The organism is Microbulbifer sp. S227A, assembly GCF_049800935.1.
The window spans coordinates 548,609-566,296 of record NZ_JBNAFZ010000001.1 but is presented as its reverse complement, the minus strand read 5'-3'; the positions used below and the strand labels follow the sequence as shown (position 1 = coordinate 566,296).

At 64.8% G+C, this 17,688-nt stretch carries 16 protein-coding genes; 8 read left to right on the top strand and 8 right to left on the bottom strand.

The genetic code is table 11. From position 1 onward, the window contains the following. Nucleotides 1–41: 41 nt before the first annotated feature. Nucleotides 42–1,472, bottom strand: coding sequence for an aminotransferase class V-fold PLP-dependent enzyme (locus ACP15R_RS02765; RefSeq protein ID WP_424984843.1), 1,431 nt, complete (start codon nucleotides 1,470–1,472; stop codon nucleotides 42–44). 102 nt (nucleotides 1,473–1,574) lie between these two features. On the opposite strand from ACP15R_RS02765, the gene ACP15R_RS02760 reads away from it, so the two are divergent. Continuing rightward, a complete protein-coding gene (locus tag ACP15R_RS02760) occupies nucleotides 1,575–2,036 on the top strand; it encodes an Lrp/AsnC family transcriptional regulator (RefSeq protein ID WP_424984842.1) in 462 nt (153 codons plus the stop codon). A gap of 55 nt (nucleotides 2,037–2,091) precedes the next feature. Here ACP15R_RS02760 and ACP15R_RS02755 read toward each other — a convergent pair whose 3' ends face one another. Next, nucleotides 2,092–3,513: a homospermidine synthase gene (locus tag ACP15R_RS02755; RefSeq protein ID WP_424984841.1), complete on the bottom strand. Its 1,422-nt coding sequence runs from the start codon at nucleotides 3,511–3,513 to the stop codon at nucleotides 2,092–2,094. 91 nt (nucleotides 3,514–3,604) lie between these two features. Further along, the gene (gene rpsD, locus ACP15R_RS02750) at nucleotides 3,605–4,225 is read right to left on the bottom strand and encodes a 30S ribosomal protein S4 (protein WP_424984840.1); all 621 of its coding nucleotides are present in this window, start codon (nucleotides 4,223–4,225) and stop codon (nucleotides 3,605–3,607) included. A gap of 216 nt (nucleotides 4,226–4,441) precedes the next feature. On the opposite strand from rpsD, the gene ACP15R_RS02745 reads away from it, so the two are divergent. After that, a complete protein-coding gene (locus ACP15R_RS02745; protein ID WP_424984839.1) occupies nucleotides 4,442–5,344 on the top strand; it encodes a ribokinase in 903 nt (300 codons plus the stop codon). A gap of 84 nt (nucleotides 5,345–5,428) precedes the next feature. Here ACP15R_RS02745 and ACP15R_RS02740 read toward each other — a convergent pair whose 3' ends face one another. The 3 genes from ACP15R_RS02740 to ACP15R_RS02730 all read right to left on the bottom strand — a co-directional run bounded on the left by ACP15R_RS02740 (nucleotide 5,429) and on the right by ACP15R_RS02730 (nucleotide 10,081). Beyond that, nucleotides 5,429–7,171 (bottom strand): hydantoinase B/oxoprolinase family protein, encoded by a 1,743-nt coding sequence (locus tag ACP15R_RS02740; protein ID WP_424984838.1) that lies wholly within the window; start codon nucleotides 7,169–7,171, stop codon nucleotides 5,429–5,431. Further along, nucleotides 7,168–9,228: a hydantoinase/oxoprolinase family protein gene (locus tag ACP15R_RS02735; protein ID WP_424984837.1), complete on the bottom strand. Its 2,061-nt coding sequence runs from the start codon at nucleotides 9,226–9,228 to the stop codon at nucleotides 7,168–7,170. The genes ACP15R_RS02740 and ACP15R_RS02735 overlap by 4 nt, the downstream gene beginning before the upstream one ends. Before the next feature lie 61 nt (nucleotides 9,229–9,289). Continuing rightward, nucleotides 9,290–10,081 (bottom strand): copper chaperone PCu(A)C, encoded by a 792-nt coding sequence (locus ACP15R_RS02730; RefSeq protein ID WP_424984836.1) that lies wholly within the window; start codon nucleotides 10,079–10,081, stop codon nucleotides 9,290–9,292. A gap of 36 nt (nucleotides 10,082–10,117) precedes the next feature. On the opposite strand from ACP15R_RS02730, the gene ACP15R_RS02725 reads away from it, so the two are divergent. Beyond that, the gene (locus ACP15R_RS02725; RefSeq protein WP_424984835.1) at nucleotides 10,118–11,527 is read left to right on the top strand and encodes a hypothetical protein; all 1,410 of its coding nucleotides are present in this window, start codon (nucleotides 10,118–10,120) and stop codon (nucleotides 11,525–11,527) included. Nucleotides 11,528–11,605: 78 nt separating this feature from the next. After that, complete coding sequence (locus ACP15R_RS02720; protein ID WP_424984834.1) at nucleotides 11,606–12,895, top strand: ABC transporter substrate-binding protein; 1,290 nt, start codon at nucleotides 11,606–11,608, stop codon at nucleotides 12,893–12,895. Between the two features lie 6 nt (nucleotides 12,896–12,901). Here the strand turns inward: ACP15R_RS02720 and ACP15R_RS02715 are convergent, their stop codons facing one another. After that, a complete protein-coding gene (locus tag ACP15R_RS02715; protein ID WP_424984833.1) occupies nucleotides 12,902–13,759 on the bottom strand; it encodes a hypothetical protein in 858 nt (285 codons plus the stop codon). A gap of 140 nt (nucleotides 13,760–13,899) precedes the next feature. Here ACP15R_RS02715 and ACP15R_RS02710 point away from each other — a divergent pair, with 140 nt between their 5' ends. The 4 genes from ACP15R_RS02710 to ACP15R_RS02695 are packed head-to-tail and all read left to right on the top strand — an operon-like array spanning nucleotide 13,900 to nucleotide 17,166. Continuing rightward, nucleotides 13,900–14,826 (top strand): branched-chain amino acid ABC transporter permease, encoded by a 927-nt coding sequence (locus ACP15R_RS02710; protein WP_424984832.1) that lies wholly within the window; start codon nucleotides 13,900–13,902, stop codon nucleotides 14,824–14,826. Beyond that, nucleotides 14,823–15,767: a branched-chain amino acid ABC transporter permease gene (locus ACP15R_RS02705; RefSeq protein ID WP_424984831.1), complete on the top strand. Its 945-nt coding sequence runs from the start codon at nucleotides 14,823–14,825 to the stop codon at nucleotides 15,765–15,767. The genes ACP15R_RS02710 and ACP15R_RS02705 overlap by 4 nt, the downstream gene beginning before the upstream one ends. Then, on the top strand, nucleotides 15,764–16,471 hold the full coding sequence (locus ACP15R_RS02700) for an ABC transporter ATP-binding protein (protein ID WP_424984830.1): 708 nt from the start codon (nucleotides 15,764–15,766) through the stop codon (nucleotides 16,469–16,471). The genes ACP15R_RS02705 and ACP15R_RS02700 overlap by 4 nt, the downstream gene beginning before the upstream one ends. Then, complete coding sequence (locus tag ACP15R_RS02695; protein WP_424984828.1) at nucleotides 16,471–17,166, top strand: ABC transporter ATP-binding protein; 696 nt, start codon at nucleotides 16,471–16,473, stop codon at nucleotides 17,164–17,166. The genes ACP15R_RS02700 and ACP15R_RS02695 overlap by 1 nt, the downstream gene beginning before the upstream one ends. 3 nt (nucleotides 17,167–17,169) lie before the next feature. On the opposite strand, the gene ACP15R_RS02690 is transcribed toward ACP15R_RS02695, so the two are convergent. After that, the gene (locus ACP15R_RS02690; RefSeq protein ID WP_424984827.1) at nucleotides 17,170–17,601 is read right to left on the bottom strand and encodes a MarR family winged helix-turn-helix transcriptional regulator; all 432 of its coding nucleotides are present in this window, start codon (nucleotides 17,599–17,601) and stop codon (nucleotides 17,170–17,172) included. Between the last annotated feature and the right edge of the window lie 87 nt (nucleotides 17,602–17,688).

Below are 17,688 nucleotides of genomic sequence, written 5' to 3'. Positions count from 1 at the left end.
CCCTCATAGCGTCAGTGCCGCGCGGATAAAAGCCGCAAAGATCAGGCCGCGATGCTGTCGTGCCGAAACCGGGCGGTTGCGGGATCGACCCGGTAGTGTTGCGCGTATCGTTCGGTCGTGCGGCTAAGTTCGGAAACACTGTCGATGATATAGCGCACCGTGGAATCGTCCATCAGGTAGCTGAAGTTCAGACGCACCCAGCCCGGCTTGCGCAGTTCCTTGCCCGCCATCAGGTCGGCATGCAGCGCGCGCGACTCTGGCTCTTCGATGCCCAGCAGGCGGTGCGCATAGGGTCCGGCACAGGCACAGCCGCCCCGCGCCTGAATACCGTAGATGTCGCTCAGCATCCGGGTGAAAAGCTGTTGATGCACCGGTTCGCCATCCGCATCGCGCACCATGAAGGAAAAGATCGGCAGGCGATGGGGCTTGTCCGTGCCCAGCAGCGTCAGGTGCGGGTTGTCCGCCCACGCCGCCAGCGCCATCTGGTTGAACCGCGCCTCGCGTTCGGCGATGGTTTTGTCCCCCACCGCATCCTTGACCACAAAGGCCAGCGCGGCGCGGATATCGCCGATCACGTTGGGTGTGCCGGCCTCTTCACGCGCGGCGAGGTTGGTCGAGTAATCATGCCGCCATGGCGACACGAAGCTGACCGTTCCGCCACCGGGCCAGCAGGGCGTCTTGCGACGCACCGCTGCGATATTCACCACCAGAACACCGGATGCCCCGGGACCGCCGGGAAACTTGTGCGGCGACACCACGATGGCATCCTTGCGATTGCCGTCATCCTCGGCCATGCGGATCGGCACATAGGGGCCGGCCCCGGCGTAATCCCAGACCGCCAGTGCGCCATGCGTTTTCAGCAGCCTCGTGACGGGTCCGGTTTCGGTGACGATGCCGGTGACGTTCGAGGCGGCGGAAAAGCTGCCGATTTTCAGGTCGCTCTCCGCATGGCGGGCCAGAGCCTGTTGGAGAGCGCGCAAATCCGGTCCACCTTGGGGCGCTTCGGGAATTTCGACGATCCGTGCCTTGCTTTCCCGCCACGGCAGGATGTTGGAGTGATGCTCATAGGGGCCGATGAACACCACGGGATCATTGGCCTGTTCGATCCCGAACAGCCCGACCAGCCGGTTCAGCCCCGCCGTCGCCCCGGACCCGGCGAATATCACCGCATCCCCGGACCCGGCACCCACATGGCCGGCGATTTCGGCACGGGCCTCGGCCCGCAGCCGGGTCATGTGGGCACCGCAATAAGAGGCCTCGGTGTGGCTGTTGGCGTAAAAGGGCAGCACGTTTGTCGCGATGTAATGCTCGACCTGCTGCAATGCCCGCCCCGAGGCGACGTAATCCGCGTAGACCAGCGGCACGTCCCCGAACAATCCCGGTATCATGACCTTGTCACCGATCACGCTCTTTCGCAGGCTGTCGTCGTGAGTGGCGGAGTGCATGGTTTTGCGAAAATCGGTCAGTGACATGAAACGGGCCTCTTGTTGCACAACCAATATGATGGGTTTCCGGCGAGGAATCCTTGCCATTTCATCTGGATTTTTCACAATTCTTGGGTCATATGATTGCCCATGTCAGAAAATATAGATCAGATAGACATTGGCATTCTGCGCGAACTGCAACAGGACGCCTCGCTGTCACAGCGCGAGTTGGCCGACAGGGTCGGGATGTCGCAGAACGCCTGTTGGCGGCGGCTCAGGGCGTTGACGGATCGCGGGGTGCTCGGCGGATCAAGCGCGCGGATCGACCGCGACAAGCTGGGCCTGAGCCTCGTGGTTTTTGTGATGCTGCGCACCCGGCACCATTCGACCGATTGGCTGCGGGCGTTTCGGCGTCATGTCCTGACCATTCCGGAGGTGGTGGATTTTCACCGGATCGGTGGCGATTACGACTATCAGCTCAAGGTCGTGACCGAGGACATGGCCAGCTATGACCGGGTCTATCAGCGGCTGATCGAAGGGGTCGAGCTTGACAGTGTGACGTCGTATTTCGCGATGGAGGCCATCGCCGAAAACCGTCCGCTGCCGCTCTAGCAGCGCCGGGTGCCATGCTGGCCGCCCCCCGCAATGTGCGAAGGGCGGCGCGGTCTCAGGTGGCAAGCACGTTGCGGAACTGCCACGGATCGGATTCGTCGATGTCCTCGGGGAAATGCTCCCAACGGTCCTGAAGCGGGGTCCAGTCGGTGTAATGCGCCTCGACCGGGCCCAGATAGGGGCGCTGGACCTCAAGGCAGCGGGCATGGTCCATCTCGTCGGTTTCGACGATCCCCGCCTGCGGGTTTTCGAGCGCCCAGACCATCCCGGCGAGCACCGCGCTGGTCACCTGAAGGCCAGTGGCATTCTGGAACGGGGCCAGATCGCGGGTTTCGGCGTTGGACAGGCGCGAGCCATACCACAGCGCGTTCTTTTCATGGCCGTAGAGCAGCACGCCAAGCTCGTCGATGCCTTCGACAATCTCGTCCACGTCAAGGATTTCGAACCTGGTCTGCTGCCGGCCCGAGCCGAACATTTCATGCAGCGACAGCACCGCGTCGTCGGACGGGTGATAGGCATAGTGGCAGGTCGGGCGGAACGCCGGATCGGCGGGATCGCCAACGGTGTAATAATCCGAGATCGAAATCGCCTCGTTATGCGTGACCAGGAAACCGAATTGCGGACCGGGGGTGGGGCACCAGGTATGCACGCGGGTGATCGCGCCGGGCCGGTCCAGCCAGATGCCCGCCATGCACCCGGTGGTCGGGCGATGGGCGTTTTCCGGGAACCAGGTTTCATGCGTGCCCCAGCCAAGCTCGGCGGGCTGGAACCCTTCGGCGATGAACCCTTCGACCGACCAGGTGTTGACGAATGTGCCGCGCGGGCGGGGCTGGCGGCGGGCCTGGGTGTCACGCTCGGCAATATGCACGCCCTTGACGCCAAGCTCCTGCATCAGGGCGGCCCATCCCGCCTTGTCTGTGGGGGCGGTCGCATCTCGCCCGGTATCCTTGGCCAGGGTCAGCAGCGCGTCCTTGACGAACCAGCTGACCATGCCCGGATTGGCACCACAGCAGCTGACCGCGGTTGTGCCACCGGGATTGGCGGCCTTTTCATCGCGCACCTTCTGGCGCAGCGCATAGTTGGTGCGCTCGGCATTGTCCTGCGTGTCGAAATAATACCCGGCCCAGGGTTCAACCACCGTGTCGATATAGAGAACCCCAAGCTCGCGGCAGAATTTCATCAGGTCCAGCGACGAGGTATCGACGCTCAGATTGACGCAAAAGCCGGTGCCATCGGGAAACAGCCGGCCAAGCACCTCCCGGTAATTCTCGGGGGTGATGCCGATCTGTTCGTGCCGGACCTTGTGTTGGGCCAGGAACAGATGCGTTTCGGGGTTGGGGTCGATCACCACCAGCCTGTCCGCGTCGTACTCGAAATGCCGCTGGATCAAGGGCAGGGTGCCCTTGCCGATCGACCCAAAGCCGATGATGACGATTGGACCGTCGATGCGGCCATAGACTGGGTGGGGATTGCTCATCAAGGGCTCCATCTGTTCTGGGCAAGGGCGGGAACAAGAAAGGGGCTGCGCCGATTCGGCACAACCCCTCGTGATTGGTATCGCTGATGCGTCAGTTCTTGGCGTAGAATTCGACGACCAGGTTCGGTTCCATCATGACCGGGTACGGCACATCGCCCAGTTGCGGGGTGCGCACGAAGGTGGCGGTCATCTTGGAGTGATCCGCTTCGATGTAATCGGGAACGTCGCGCTCGGGCAGGGCAACGGCTTCGAGAAGCGCGGTCATCTGCTTGGACCGGTCACGCACCTCGATCACGTCGCCTTCCTGAACACGGTAGGACGGGATGTTGACCTTTTTGCCGTTCACGCGGACATGGCCGTGGTTCACGAACTGGCGTGCGGCAAACACGGTCGGAACGAATTTGGCACGGTAGACAACGGCGTCCAGGCGGCGCTCGAGCAGGCCGATCAGGTTCTCACCGGTGTCGCCCTTGACCCGCTCGGCTTCGGCATAGATGCGGCGGAACTGTTTCTCGGTCAGGTCGCCATAGTAACCCTTGAGTTTCTGCTTGGCGCGCAGCTGGATACCGAAATCGGACAGTTTGCCCTTGCGGCGCTGGCCGTGCTGGCCGGGGCCGTATTCGCGGCGGTTGACCGGGGATTTGGGGCGGCCCCAGATGTTTTCGCCCATGCGGCGATCGAGTTTGTACTTGGCAGACGTGCGTTTGGTCACGGCTGATCTCCTTCCGAATGCGAGGCCCGGATGGGCCACTATGAAGGGCGTTGTCCTCTGGATTGCTCCTGACAGGCATCCCCTTGCAGGGGCCACCAACACCAATGAAGCCGCGCTTATAGACGTGGATTGTGCAGAGTCAACAGCTTTGTCACCGCTTGACATGGCCGGGGCGGGCCGACCAACTGCACAGCACGGATACAAGAGGGGCAGGACATGGGCAAGGTTGTCATTCTGGGGGTTTTCGTGGCGGATGCCGGGTTCCGGGCCGACCGGATGCCACGCATGGGCGAGACGCTGCTGGGCAATGCCTTTTCGCTCGGTCCCGGCGGCAAGGGATCGAACCAGGCGGTGGCCTGCGCCCGTGCCGGCGGCGAGACGCATTTCATCACCCGGCTGGGGCAGGATGATTTTGCCGCCATGGCGCAGGCGCTGTGGGATGACGCGGGGGTGATTGCCCATGCCGAGCGGTCCGCCGACAGCTATACCGGCGCCGCGTTCATCTTCGTACAGCAAGACACCGGTGATAACGCGATCATCGTTGCGCCGGGGGCCGGGGCGCAGATCACCCCGGCGGACATGGAGGCACGCGCCGCGCTGATCCGGGACGCCGGCGTCTTTGTCACCCAGCTTGAGCAACCGATGGATGCGGCGGTGCGGGGTTTGCAGATCGCGCGCGGGGCCGGGGTGACAACGATCCTCAACCCGGCCCCCGCGGCACCGTTGCCTGACGGGATGCTGGCACTTTGCGACTACGTGACGCCGAACGAGACCGAGACCGAGGCGCTGACCGGCATCGCCGTTTCCACCCCCGAAGCGGCCGCGCGCGCGGCAATGCGGCTGTGCGAACTGGGCGTTGGCACCCCGATCATCACCATGGGCGAACAGGGGGCCTATCTGCACGGCTATGGCATGGTGCCGGCGGTGCGCGCCGGCAAGGTGGTGGAAACCACCGGGGCAGGAGACGCGTTCAACGGCGGCTTTGCGGCGGCCCTCTCGCGCGGGGAAACCCCGTTGCAGGCGGTACGGATCGGGTGCGCCACCGCCGGCCTGTCGGTCACACGTCCCGGCGCGGCCGACTCGATGCCGCAATGGGACGAGGTCGCGCGGTTGCTATAGCCGACGCCCCGACCCCGACCGGCGCGGTTGCCGAATCCTGCGCGCCATTGCCTCTGGATTTGCGGCCAATCGCCGGTGGTTTCGTCACCGGCTGGCGCGGCGGTTTGCGGTGGCGTCCCGGTCGATTTCCGGGGGGGAGCCGTGCAGCACGACCCCGAACAGATCACGCGCCTGATCCGGCGTATAGCGGCCAAGTTCCACGTCCAGGCGCACGGCTTCGGGTGGGCGGGCGAACGGGTCGCCATAGCCGCCGCCCCCGGGGGTGCGCACATGCACCCGGTCGCCGGGGGACATGGGGATGTCCTGTTCCTTGGACAGGTGCGCGGGCGAATAGGGGTGCCCCGATTGCCAGACCGTCACCCGGTTCACCCCGCCATCGCCGCCACCGCGCGCGCCTTGCGGGCCAAACCGCCCGTGATCCATGACAAAGCTGGCGGTGGCGGTGCCGCGCCGCAGTTCCACCATGTAATCCAGCCCGAACCCGCCGCGATGCAGCCCGGCCCCACCGGAGCCCTCGTGCAGGGCATAGTGGTGATAGAGCACCGGAAAGGCCTGTTCCATGATCTCGATCGGCGGGGCCTTGGAAATGCCGATGGTCGAACAGCCGTTGCTCAGCCCGTCGTGATCGGCATTGCCGCCATAGCCGCCGCCGGAAATCTGGTACATGACAAAGCCGCGCCCCTTGTCCGGATCCTGACCGCCAAGGGCGAAATTGCCGCTGGTGCCGGCGGGGGCGGCGGTGACCCGGTCGGGCAGGGGATCGACCAGCGCGGCAAACACTGCCTCGGCGATGCGCTGGCTGACCTCGGCGGCGCAGCCCGAGACCGGGCGCGGATATCGCGCATCCAGAAACGTGCCCTCGATACCGCTCACATGCAGCGGTTCAAACGCGCCCGCGCTCATCGGGACTTCGGGGAAAATGTGGCGCATGGCGAGATACACCGCGCTGAGCGTGGTGGCGCGCACCGAGTTCATCGGCCCGGCGCAGGGCGGGCTGCTGTCGCCAAAGTCAAAGGTCAGCCCGCTGTCATCGCGGGTGACGCTCAGCCGGATTGCCAGCGGTTCATCGACCACGCCATCGCTGTCGATCCAGGCGGTCGAGCTGTACCGGCCTTCGGGGATTCGCTCGACACAGGCGCGCATCTGGGTCGCCGTCCGCTGGCGCAGTTCGCGGATGGCCCCGGCTACCGTATCATCGCCATATCGGTCCAGCAGCGCGTTCAGCCGCTCTTCGCCCACCAGCAACGCCGCAGCCTGCGCCTTGACATCGCCGATCCTCTGGTCGGCCACGCGGATATTCGACGAGATGATGGCCATGATCTCGGGATCGAGCGCCCCCTGTTTGAAGAGCCGCACCGGCGGCAGCCGCAACCCCTCCTGCTCGACCGCCGTGGCGCTGGCGGAAAACCCGCCGGGCACCGCGCCGCCGGTGTCGGGCCAGTGCCCGGTATTGGACAGCCAGCAGAAAATCGCGCCCTTGCGGTAAAAGGGCCGGGCAAAACGCACATCCATCAGGTGGGTGCCGCCCAGATAGGGGTCGTTGACGATATAGATGTCATCGGGTTGCGGCGATGCGGCGCGCCCGTCGCGGATCATCTCGATCAGGATGCGGGTGCTTTCCTGCATGGTGCCGACAAAAACCGGCAGGCCACCGGCCCCCTGCGCGATCAGCGCGCCGTCATCGGCGGCATAGATCCCGTCGCTGCGGTCATTGGCCTCGGCAATCACCGGGGAAAACGCGGCGCGGGAAAAGCTCAGGTCCATCTCGTCACAGACCTGTTGCAGGCCCGCCTGAATGACCGACAGGGTGATTGGATCGATTCTCATGGGCGGGCTCCGATCTCGACGAGGATATTGCCGTCGGCGTCACCACTGGCAGTGTCGCCGGGCTCGATCAGCAGGGTGGTGTCCATTTGCTGTACGATGGCCGGGCCGGGCAGGGTAAACGCCAGCGGCAGGTGATCGCGCCAGTAGATCGGTGTGTCATGCCAGGCCCCCTTGACATGCACGGGGCGTTGCCCGGTCCGCGCCTCTTGCAGCGTTGCCTTGCGCCCCGCCGGGTCGATCAGCGCCGCGAGATCCAGTTCGGCGCGTTTGCCGATGACCGAGCAGTTGGCATTGACCAGGGTCGCGCGGATGTCGTCCAGCGCAACCCGGAACCGGCGAAAATAGGCGGCATCAAACAGCGCCTGCAAATCCCCGGCGGTGACGTCCGGACGGTCCAGCGGCACGCGCAGCAGGTGGGTCTGGCCGACGAATTGCATGTCGACACTGTAAAGGTGACGCAGGCCACGGATCTCGATGGCCTCGCGTGCGATCAGCGCCTCTCCCTGCGCGGCCTGGGCGGCAAACACCCGGGCCAGTTGCCCCGGCTCAAGCGCGTCAAGAGGCGTGTTGAGCGTGTTGACGAAATCATGCCGCAAATCGGCGACGACACAGCCGATGGCATTGGTGATTCCCGGGCGGCTGGGCACCAGAACCCTCGGGATATGCAATTCGCGCGCCAGGGCGGCGGCGTGCAGGGGGCCGGCTCCGCCAAAGGCAAACAGCGCGTAATCGCGCGGATCGGCCCCCAGCGAGATTGACACCATCCGCATCGCCCCCGCCATTTTCATGTTGGCGATCTCGATCACCGCCGCTGCCGCCTCTTCGGGGGCCAGCCCCAGCGGAGCACCCAGCCGGTCGGCAAAGACCTGGCGCACGTGATCCAGCGACACGCCGCCCTTGACCGCGTTCAACCCGGCGGGGTCCAGCCGGCCCAGGAGCAGGTTGGCATCGGAAATCGTGGGCTCGGTCCCGCCGCGCCCATAACAGATCGGCCCGGGATCGGCCCCGGCGCTGTCGGGGCCAACTTCGAGCAGCCCGGCAGAATTGACCCGCGCGATCGACCCGCCACCGGCACCCACGGTGCGCACATCGACCATCGGGACATGGATCGGCATGGCGTATTCGATCTCGATCTCGTTGCTGACCGACGGTTCGGCATCGCGGATCAGGGCCACATCGGTCGAGGTGCCCCCCATGTCATAGGTGATCAGGTTGCCGATCCCCGCCTTGCGTCCGGTATAGGCGGCGGCCATCACGCCGGATGCGGGGCCGGACATCACGGTCTTGGCGGCCTCTTTCGCGACCTGTGCGGAGCTGACCATGCCGCCATTGCCGTTCATCACCAGCACATCGCCGGCATAGCCGCCGCGCTGCAATTCCTGCATCAACCGGCGGATATAGCGGTCGAGCAGGGGCTGAACGGCGGCATTGGCGGCGGCGGTGACACCACGTTCGAACTCGCGGCTTTCCGACAACAGCGCGTGACCCATGGTGATGTGATCGTTGGGCCAGAGGTCGGCGACGATCTCGGCGGCGCGGCGTTCATGCGCCGGGTTGGCATAGGCGTGCAGGAAGTGAATCACCAAGGATTCGCAGCCCATTTCCAGCAACGCCCTGGCCGCTTGGCGCACCGCGTCCTGATCAAGTGGCGTCACGACCTGGCCGCCCGCGTCCATGCGTTCGGGCACTTCGAGCCGCAGGTTGCGCGGGATCAGCGGGGTGAAGGTGCCGGTCATGCCATAGGCATGGGGACGGGTGCGGCGGCCCAGTTCCAGCACGTCGCGAAACCCGCGCGTGGTGATCAGCCCGGTCCGCGCCAGCTTGCGTTCCAAAACCGCGTTGGTGGTTGTCGTGGTGCCATGCACGATCAGGTCAAGCGCCGCGAGTTCGCACCCGGAGGCATCCAGCGCCGCGAGAACCCCAAAGGCCTGGTTGTCGAGCGTGCTCGGAACCTTGGCGAGCCGCACGCGACCGCTGGACTGGTCCAGCTCAACAAGATCGGTGAAGGTGCCGCCGACATCCACCCCCACAACCGCGCCCGAAGATTTGCCCGCCATCAGGTGTTTTGGCCCCCGAAACTGTTTGTGTGCAAATGGTGTCCGCAAGCGGGGCGTGTTGTCAACGCACGATGATCTCGGCGGCGGCGGATACCGGCAGGTCGTTCACAACATAGGCGCGGTGATCGTTGGTGTTCAGTGTCACGCGGACCTGGTGCTTGCCCGGCGGCAGCGCCCCGATCCGTGCTTCGGACTCATATAGCCGCATGAGCTTTAGCCCGCCGACGTAAAGATGGCCGTGACCGGTGCCCGGCACATGCGGCCCGTCCAGCTGGTCCGGGGCAAAGGTGAAATCCTCGGCCAGCACGCGCAGCCGCCACCCATCGCCATCGGGCGTAACCTCGATCGCGACACGCGGGGCCGGTTCACCCTCTTCGACGCGGCAGATGTCGCCAAGTCCGAACAATCCGAAATCGCCGACATTTCCCCGGCTTTGCGGCGGGGCCAGCCGGGCCTGTGTGCGGAATTCCCCGGCGGTTTCAAATCGCAGGGTCAGCGGGATCATGCGCCCTTCCAGCAGGTCGCCCCCCATGCCGTCCATCAGGATGAACGCGCCATCCGGGGCCAGTGACGGGGTGCTGCCCGCCGGGATCGGCAACCCGGCATCCGCCACCGCATGATCCAGCCGCGCCCGCTGGGCCACGATCGAGCGCGCCGAGACCAGCCGGTCGGGGCCGCCGGAATTGTGGATGGTCATGAACACGCCGACGCTGCCGCCGGCGCCTTCGATCGGGGCGGCAACAACATCGGTCAGCAGCAATTCGGTGCGCACCGCCCGAGCGCTCAGCACGTAGGCCGCGCCGGCAATGGCGATCAGGATGGCAATCGCCACGAGGGGTTTTGCAGCTTTCATCCGGACCTCCTCCGGGTATCATCTCAGCATATGAGCATGGTGCAATATAGACGTCGATTCCACGGACTGGCAAATGCCATCCTGTGGCTGCCGTGCTGCGCCTCGCGGGCGGATGCACATGCCTCTGAACAGGGGTTCGTGCTGCTGTTGCCCACTGACATCTATATCACGGCGGGGGTGGCCAGTGTTGCGCTGACGGTGTTGCTGCTGGCCGTGCTGCCCGCCGGATGGCTGCGCGGGTTGTTCCGGCCGGTGGCACTGTGGCGCTGGCACGGGGCCGCGCGCGCTCGGGTGCTGACCAGCTGTGCCGCCTTCCTGCTGCTCTGTGCTCTGGTCTGGCTGGGGTTCGACGGGCCGCGTGATCCCCTGACCAATCCGCTGCCGCTGGCGATCTGGACGCTGTGGTGGATCGGGCTGGTCAGCATTCAGGGGCTGTTCGGTGATCTCTGGCGCTGGATCGACCCGTGGCACGGGCCGGTCACGCTGAGCCGATGGGCGTTTTCGCGCGGGCCAATCTTGCACCTGCCAGCGCGGCTTGGACAGTGCTGCGCGGTCGTGACCTATCTGGCATTCGTGATCGTCCTGCTGGCCGATCCCGCCCCGTCCGATCCGGCGCGGCTGGCGCGATATGTCGGGGGCTACTGGCTCTTTACCTATGTGACGCTGCTTGTTTTTGGCCCGCGCTGGCGGTTGCGCGGCGAGGGGATCGCGATGCTGATGCGTTGGTATGCGGCGGTGGGCCTGTTCGGTCGCCATGGGGGCCGGTTTGCCGTCGGGTTGCTTGGCTGGCAGGCGATGGCGCGGCGCGCGCCGCGGGGTGGTGCCGCGGTGTTCATGCTGGTGATCCTCGGCTGCGGCAGCTTTGACGGGCTGAACGAAACTTTCTGGTGGCTTGACCTGCTGGGCATCAACCCGCTGGAGTTTCCCGGGCGCACCGCCGTGGTGACGCAGAACACCGTCGGGCTGATCGGGGCCAACCTTGCGCTGATCGCGGCCTATGGGCTGGCTGTTCGGCTGGGTCTGGCGCTTGCCGGGGTCGATATGGGCTGGCGGAGTGCCTTTTGCATCTTTGCGCCCTCCATCCTGCCGATCGCGCTTGGCTATCACCTGGGGCATTACTTGACGAGCATGCTGGTCAATGGCCAATACGCGCTTGCGGCGCTGAACGACCCGCTGGCGCGGGGCGACAGCCTGCTGGGCATGGACACCTTTTATGTGACGACGGGTTTCTTCAATACCCGTGACAGCGTGCGACTGATCTGGCTGTGCCAGGCGGGTGCGGTGGTGATCGGGCACATTCTGGCCATCCTGATGGCGCATCTGGTTGCATTGCGATGGTTCGAAACCCCGCGCCAGGCAGTGCTGAGCCAATTGCCGCTGGCCGGGTTCATGGTGCTCTATACCCTGTTCGGTCTCTGGCTTTTGGCGGCGCCGCGCGGACTATAACCATTGCCGCCGCCCTGAAAACATTGAACAATGCAGGCACGGGAATAGGCCAAAACCGTTTCACAGGGGACATTTGCCATGACCAATGACATCAATTCGACCGGCACGACACGTCGCGGCGCGCTGAAAACGCTGGCCGCCGGGGCCGCTGCGGGCAGCCTGCCGCTCTGGGCGCGCTATGCGCAGGCGCAGACATCGGAACCGATCCGCATCGGGTTCCAGGTACACCGCACCGGTATCGGTGCCGCCTATGGGCGCTGGTATGACCGCACCACCGCCGCCGCGGTCAAGCTGATCAACGGGTCGGGCGGCATCAATGGCCGCATGGTCGAGATCGTCGCCGAAGATGACGGGACCGATCCCAAGCGCGGCGCGGAAGTGGTCGAGAAATTCGCGACCCAGCATAAGTGCGACATCGGTTTCGGGACGCTGTTTTCCCATGTTGTGATCGGCTCGGCCCCGCGCGCGGGCGAGCTCAAGCTGCCATATTTCGTGGTGTCCGAGGGCCATCACGTGGCCAGCGGAATGCTTAACCGCTACACGCTTCAGCCCGGTATCACCGATGTCAAAAGCCAGGTCCAGGCCATGGCACCCTTTGTGTCGTCCAATCTTGGCAAAAAGGTCACCATGATCTACCCGGATTTTGCCTTTGGTCACGATCACCGCGATTACTTTACCGAGGCAATGGCGGCGCAGGGGGGCGAGGTGGTGGCGCAGATCGCGATCCCGCCGACCGAAACCAGCTTTACCAAGTATTTCCCGAAAATCCCGCGCGAGACCGAGGTGATCTATCACGTGATGGTCGGACCCGCGGTTCTGACCTTTGTCAAGGAAATGGGCGAGTTTTTCGGCCCCAGCCGTCCCGAGATGTTCGGCTTTATCGACTCGCTCGAGGCGGTTGACCTGTCGAGCCCCGGTCTTGAATTCCTCGAAGGCACCTATTTCTGGGAAGGTATGCCCCGTTATGCGCAGGCAGAACAGACCGCGTTCGACAAGCATTACCGCGCCGCCGTGGGGGTCGATGCCAATGGCGCATCGGTCAGCGACCCCAAGGATGTTTCGACCTATGCCCACATGTTCGGCTGCTGGGAAACGCTCTATACCGTCAAGGCGGGGATGGAGGCCGCGGGGTATGCCGGGCCGGCGGATCGCGCCAAGCTGATCGAGGCGATCGAGGCGATGACCGACATCCCGGCCTCAAACGAACATCCGCAGGGGGCCAAGCTGTTCAACGGCAAAACCCACCAGGTGTTTGGCCACCAATATATCAGCAAGGTCGTCGACGGCAAAATGGTGCTGCAACACACCACGTCGATCGAGGATACGCTGTATCCCGACGAGGTGGACTACACGCAGCAGAGTTTCTGAACGCGCTCAATATTGCGTCGGCGGGGGCAGGGTGGCGCAATCGACCTGCTCGGCCCGGCCATAGGTCAAACCGTCGAGCACCGCGCGCTGACCGCAGCTGGCCATCTTGCAGGCATGGCTGGCGTCCGACAGGCGAAATCCGCCTTCGGGGGTGATGCCAAGCTCAAGGCGGCAGGCCTGATCCTGATAGGTCCAGCCGTTGGCATGCGGCTGGGCCTTGCCCTGAATGAAACAGCTATGGCCGTTGCCTTGCCAGCTTTCGAGGCGAAAATCCGCAACGCCGCCCGCGTTGACATAAACGCGAAAATCATCGGCATCCGCGCGATAACAATAGCTGGCACCGCCCGTGGCCGGGGCGCTGCCGCCTGCCGCTGCCGAGCGGGGGGCGCAGTCGACATCCGACAGGTCCCAGCCGGGATAGCCGATGTTTTCGATCCGCCAGAACCCGTCCTGGACGATGAAATCGAAATGGATCCGGGCGGCTTCACCAAAGCTTGTGAACTGCGCCGTGATCCGCTGGCGGGCGGTGTCGCCTTGTGCCGACACGGTCAGGCTCTGCATGATTTCGGTCGCGTCATAGTCATTGCCGGGGATTTCGAAACCCTGCTCGAAACACGCGGTCGCGAGGCTGTTGCCGTGGTCGCTGTTCTCATCGTTGCGGTCATAGAGCGCCACAAGGTCGCGCGAAAGGTAATCGCGCCGCCGTTCGGGGGCCGTCAGATAGGCGAGCCCTCGGGCCGTACCGTCGGCGGGTGCGGCCAGCGAGGTATAGATCCAGCGCACGATCTCTTCCGGTGACTGCGCCGCGGCGGGGACCGCCCCGACAAGCACCATGGCCGCAATCCAACCCGAAATCCTTGTCATGTGCATCCCCCTTGGCATGATGATCGGAACCGTTCCGGTGCCCGGACAGCGACCACTACACAACAGGCCGCGGGCTTTTCCAACCTCCGATCGCCGCTTGCCCTTGCCCAATCGGCGTTCCTGGGCAATCGTGCGCGGCAATGGATATCGGTCCCTATCTCTTGCTTGCCTCGCTGGAAGGCGCGGTGACGGCGGCGGTGCTTGCCCTGACGGCGGTGGGCTTGTCGCTGGTGTTCGGCGTCATGCGCGTGGTCAACGTGGCGCATGGCGAATTCTTCATGCTGGGCGCGGTCCTGGCCTGGTGGATGAGCAGCCAGATCGCCGGCCACGCCGCGCTGGGCTTTGCCGTGGCGCTGGTGGTGGTGCCCTTGCTGGTGGGGGGCTTGGCGGCGTTGGCGGACATGACGATCCTCAAGCGGATTTCCTATGATCCCGAGCGCACGATTGTTGCAACCATCGGTATTCTGTATATTATCCAGCAGGTTACGCTGATGACCTATGGCCCGGACGCCCGCCCGGTGGAACCGCCCTTCAACACGCGGCTGGCGATCCCGTGGATCGAATTCGTGGAAGGCCGGCCCGCGCTTTACTGGCCCTGGGGCCTGTCGACGACCACCTACAAGCTCGGGGTGATCGCCGCCGCCGCGCTGGTCCTGATCGGGGTCTGGGCGCTCATGGCGCGCAGCAAGATCGGCCTGATCATGCGTGCGACCCAGCTTGACCGGGACATGGCGCTGGCTTTTGGCATCCCGGTCGAGCGGGTCTATGCGCTGGTCTTTGGCCTTGGCGCGGCGCTGGCGGCGCTGGCGGCGGTGCTGATCGTGCCGATCCAGCAGGCGCATTACCTGATGGGGGGCGATCCGCTGTTGCTGTCGTTCATCGTGGTCATCATCGGCGGGTTGGGTAGCCTGCCGGGCACGGTGCTTGCCGCCATCCTGATCGGCCTGTCCGATGGCATCATCTCGGTGTTCTTCTCGCCCACGCTCGCGAAAATCCTCGCGACGTTGCTGGTGGCGCTGGTCCTCGTCTTTCGCCCGCAAGGGCTGTTCGGGGTGCGCCGGGCATGAGCGACGCGGCCAAGACGCTGCTCCTGCATGTCGGGGTGCTGGTGCTGCTGTTTGCGCTGCAATTCGTGCTCCCGGCCTATCACCACGGCAATCTCGCGCGGGTCATGGTGCTGGCCAGCTATGCGATCGGGTTCAATATCCTCTTTGGCTATACCGGGCTGCTCAGCCTGGGCCACGCCCTGTTCTTCGCCGCTGGCATGTATGGCATGGGGCTTGCGATCCGCCACCTTGGCCTGTCCCCGGCGCCGGCGCTGGTGGCCGGTCTGGCGGCGGGGGGGGCGATATCCGTCATCGCGGGGCTTCTGGCGCTGCGCACCGTCGGGGTCGGGTTCATGATCGTCACCCTGATGTTCGCGCAGGCGGGGTACCTGACCCTGCTCTATTTCGGAGAATACACGCGCGGCGACGAGGGGTTCGTGATCCAACGGGCCGAGCGCATCCTGTGGGGGCTGGACCTCTCGGACCCCACCAACCGCTATTTCGCGGCGTTCACGCTCTTTGCGCTGTGCCTGTTGCTGACGCTCTGGCTGGTGCGGGCGCCGTTTGGCAGGGTGCTGGTGGCGATCCGTGAAAACGAAGAACGGGCGCGCATGCTGGGCTATGACGTGTTCGCGCACAAGCTCGGCGCGGTGGTGCTCTCGGGCACGTTCTCGGCGGCGGCGGGGGCGGTCTATGGCCTGTTGTTCGGTTATGTCGGGGCCAGCTTTGCCTCGGTGCAATATTCGATCTTTCCCCTGCTCTGGGTGCTTCTGGGCGGAGCGGGCACCGTTCTGGGGCCGTTCATCGGCACGTTGTTCATGTTCTACCTGATCGATCTCTCAAGCGGTATCACCACCGCCTATATGCTGATTGCCGGCGTGGTGCTGGTGGCACTGACATTGTTCGCGCCGCAGGGGCTGGCGGGCGAAATACGCAAACGGTTGTGGCGGGGGCTGCCATGACCCTGCTGACGACCCGTGGCCTGTCCAAGCAGTTTGCCGGCCTGCACGCGGTCGAGAACGTGGATTTCGACCTGCCAAAAGGAGAGGTTCGGGCGCTGATCGGACCCAACGGCGCGGGCAAGACGACTTTTGTCGGCATGCTTTGTGGCCGGGTCGAGCCAACCGCAGGGACAGTGCGGTTTGACGATCACGACATTTCGGACCTGCCCGCGCACAAGCGTATCAACCTGGGCATGGCCTATACGTTTCAGATCACCTCGGTCTTTGCCAATCTCACGATTTCCGAGAATGTCGCGCTGGCCGCGCGCAAACGGCTGCGCGGTGCAGAGGTGGCGGGCGCGGTGGCCGAGGCGCTCGACCGTGTCGGCTTGCACGAACCCCCCGACCAAAACGCCAGCGCGCTGTCCTATGGGCATCAAAGGTTGCTGGAAATCGCCATGGGGATCGTGCAACGGCCCCGGCTGCTGATCCTTGACGAGCCGACCCAGGGCCTGGCAGACAGCGAGATCGAGGCATTCAAGACGCTGGTTCGTGACCTGTCTGCTACTTCGACGATCCTGTTGATCGAACACAACATGGCCGTGGTGATGGAGACCGCCGACCGGATCACGGTGTTGAATTCCGGCCAGGTGCTTGCCGAGGGCACGCCCGGGGAAATCCGCGCCGACCGGTCGGTACAGGCCGCCTATCTGGGGACCGGCTGATGCTCGAACTGTCCGGCATCAACGTGGCCTATGGCGCGGCCCAGATCCTGCGCGACCTGAGCTTTTCGGTAAGGGCGGGCGAGATCCTGTGCCTGCTGGGGCGCAATGGTGCGGGCAAGACCACGACGATGAAGGCCATCATGGGCCTGTTGCCTTTGCTGTCGGGCAACATCCTGCTTGAAGGCGCGCCCATCAGCGCGTTGCCGGCGCACCGGGTCCCCAAGGCTGGGATCGGGTATATCCCGCAGGGCCGGCGGCTGTTTACCGAACTCAGCGTGGCGCAGAATCTCGAGATTGGCCTGCTGGCGCGCGGCTCCGGACCCGAGGTGCTCGAAGACGTGCTGACGCTGTTTCCCCGCCTGCGCGAACGGCTGGGCCAACGGGCCGAAACCCTGTCGGGCGGAGAGCAACAGATGCTTGCCACCGCCCGCGCCCTGTGCCTGCGGCCCAAGGTGCTCTTGCTGGATGAACCCACCGAAGGGTTGCAGCCGTCGATGATCGAGGCGATCCGCGAAGTCATCACCGTGATGCGCGATCGCGGGGTTGCGATCCTGCTGGTCGAGCAGCGGGTCGATGCGGTTCTGTCGGTGGCCGACCGGGTGTGTTTCATCGAGAACGGCCAGAACCTTGAAACGCTGGATGCCGCGACCCTGCGCGCGGACCACAGCATATTGGAACGGCATCTCGGGGTCTGAGGGCTAGCGCAGCCGGGCCAGCAGGCGCAGGAAATCGGCCCGTTCCGCCGGGGTCAGCGGGGCCAGGGTTTCGGCGGTTATGCCATGGGCAAGTGGCGCCAGCGTGTCAAATGCCGACCGGCCATCCGCGGTGGCCGTCAGCAACACCCGCCGCTGGTCATCCGGGTCGGGGGCCGAGGCGACATACCCCTTGCGGCGAAGACGGTCGATCACGCCCTTGATCGTCGCCGCATCCATCGCCGTCGCCCGCCCGAGCGCGTTTTGCGAGACCGGACCCAATGCACATAGTTGCGCGAGCGCCGCAAACTGCATCGGGGTCAGATCGGGGATGTGGCGGGCAAAGATCGCCAGATGCCGCTGGTTGGCCTGGCGCATGATGAAACCGACCTGCCGGTCGAGCAAGTATTCCGCGTCATCGCCGCCTTGTTCGCCCATCCCTGCGGTCTCCCTCATGGCATCCCTGGGGTTTTTATTGACAGGTCGCGGATGGTTCCGCAAAATCTGTTGGTACACTAACAAGAA

What these genes read in the sequence shown, in the direction of transcription:
- ACP15R_RS02765 (WP_424984843.1), bottom strand. Translation starts at nt 1,472, where the DNA reads ATGTCACTGACCGATTTTCGCAAAACCATGCACTCCGCCACTCACGAC.
- ACP15R_RS02760 (WP_424984842.1), top strand. Translation starts at nt 1,575, where the DNA reads ATGTCAGAAAATATAGATCAGATAGACATTGGCATTCTGCGCGAACTG.
- ACP15R_RS02755 (WP_424984841.1), bottom strand. Translation starts at nt 3,513, where the DNA reads ATGAGCAATCCCCACCCAGTCTATGGCCGCATCGACGGTCCAATCGTC.
- ACP15R_RS02745 (WP_424984839.1), top strand. Translation starts at nt 4,442, where the DNA reads ATGGGCAAGGTTGTCATTCTGGGGGTTTTCGTGGCGGATGCCGGGTTC.
- ACP15R_RS02740 (WP_424984838.1), bottom strand. Translation starts at nt 7,171, where the DNA reads ATGAGAATCGATCCAATCACCCTGTCGGTCATTCAGGCGGGCCTGCAA.
- ACP15R_RS02735 (WP_424984837.1), bottom strand. Translation starts at nt 9,228, where the DNA reads ATGGCGGGCAAATCTTCGGGCGCGGTTGTGGGGGTGGATGTCGGCGGC.
- ACP15R_RS02730 (WP_424984836.1), bottom strand. Translation starts at nt 10,081, where the DNA reads ATGAAAGCTGCAAAACCCCTCGTGGCGATTGCCATCCTGATCGCCATT.
- ACP15R_RS02725 (WP_424984835.1), top strand. Translation starts at nt 10,118, where the DNA reads ATGGTGCAATATAGACGTCGATTCCACGGACTGGCAAATGCCATCCTG.
- ACP15R_RS02720 (WP_424984834.1), top strand. Translation starts at nt 11,606, where the DNA reads ATGACCAATGACATCAATTCGACCGGCACGACACGTCGCGGCGCGCTG.
- ACP15R_RS02715 (WP_424984833.1), bottom strand. Translation starts at nt 13,759, where the DNA reads ATGACAAGGATTTCGGGTTGGATTGCGGCCATGGTGCTTGTCGGGGCG.
- ACP15R_RS02710 (WP_424984832.1), top strand. Translation starts at nt 13,900, where the DNA reads ATGGATATCGGTCCCTATCTCTTGCTTGCCTCGCTGGAAGGCGCGGTG.
- ACP15R_RS02705 (WP_424984831.1), top strand. Translation starts at nt 14,823, where the DNA reads ATGAGCGACGCGGCCAAGACGCTGCTCCTGCATGTCGGGGTGCTGGTG.
- ACP15R_RS02700 (WP_424984830.1), top strand. Translation starts at nt 15,764, where the DNA reads ATGACCCTGCTGACGACCCGTGGCCTGTCCAAGCAGTTTGCCGGCCTG.
- ACP15R_RS02695 (WP_424984828.1), top strand. Translation starts at nt 16,471, where the DNA reads ATGCTCGAACTGTCCGGCATCAACGTGGCCTATGGCGCGGCCCAGATC.
- ACP15R_RS02690 (WP_424984827.1), bottom strand. Translation starts at nt 17,601, where the DNA reads ATGGGCGAACAAGGCGGCGATGACGCGGAATACTTGCTCGACCGGCAG.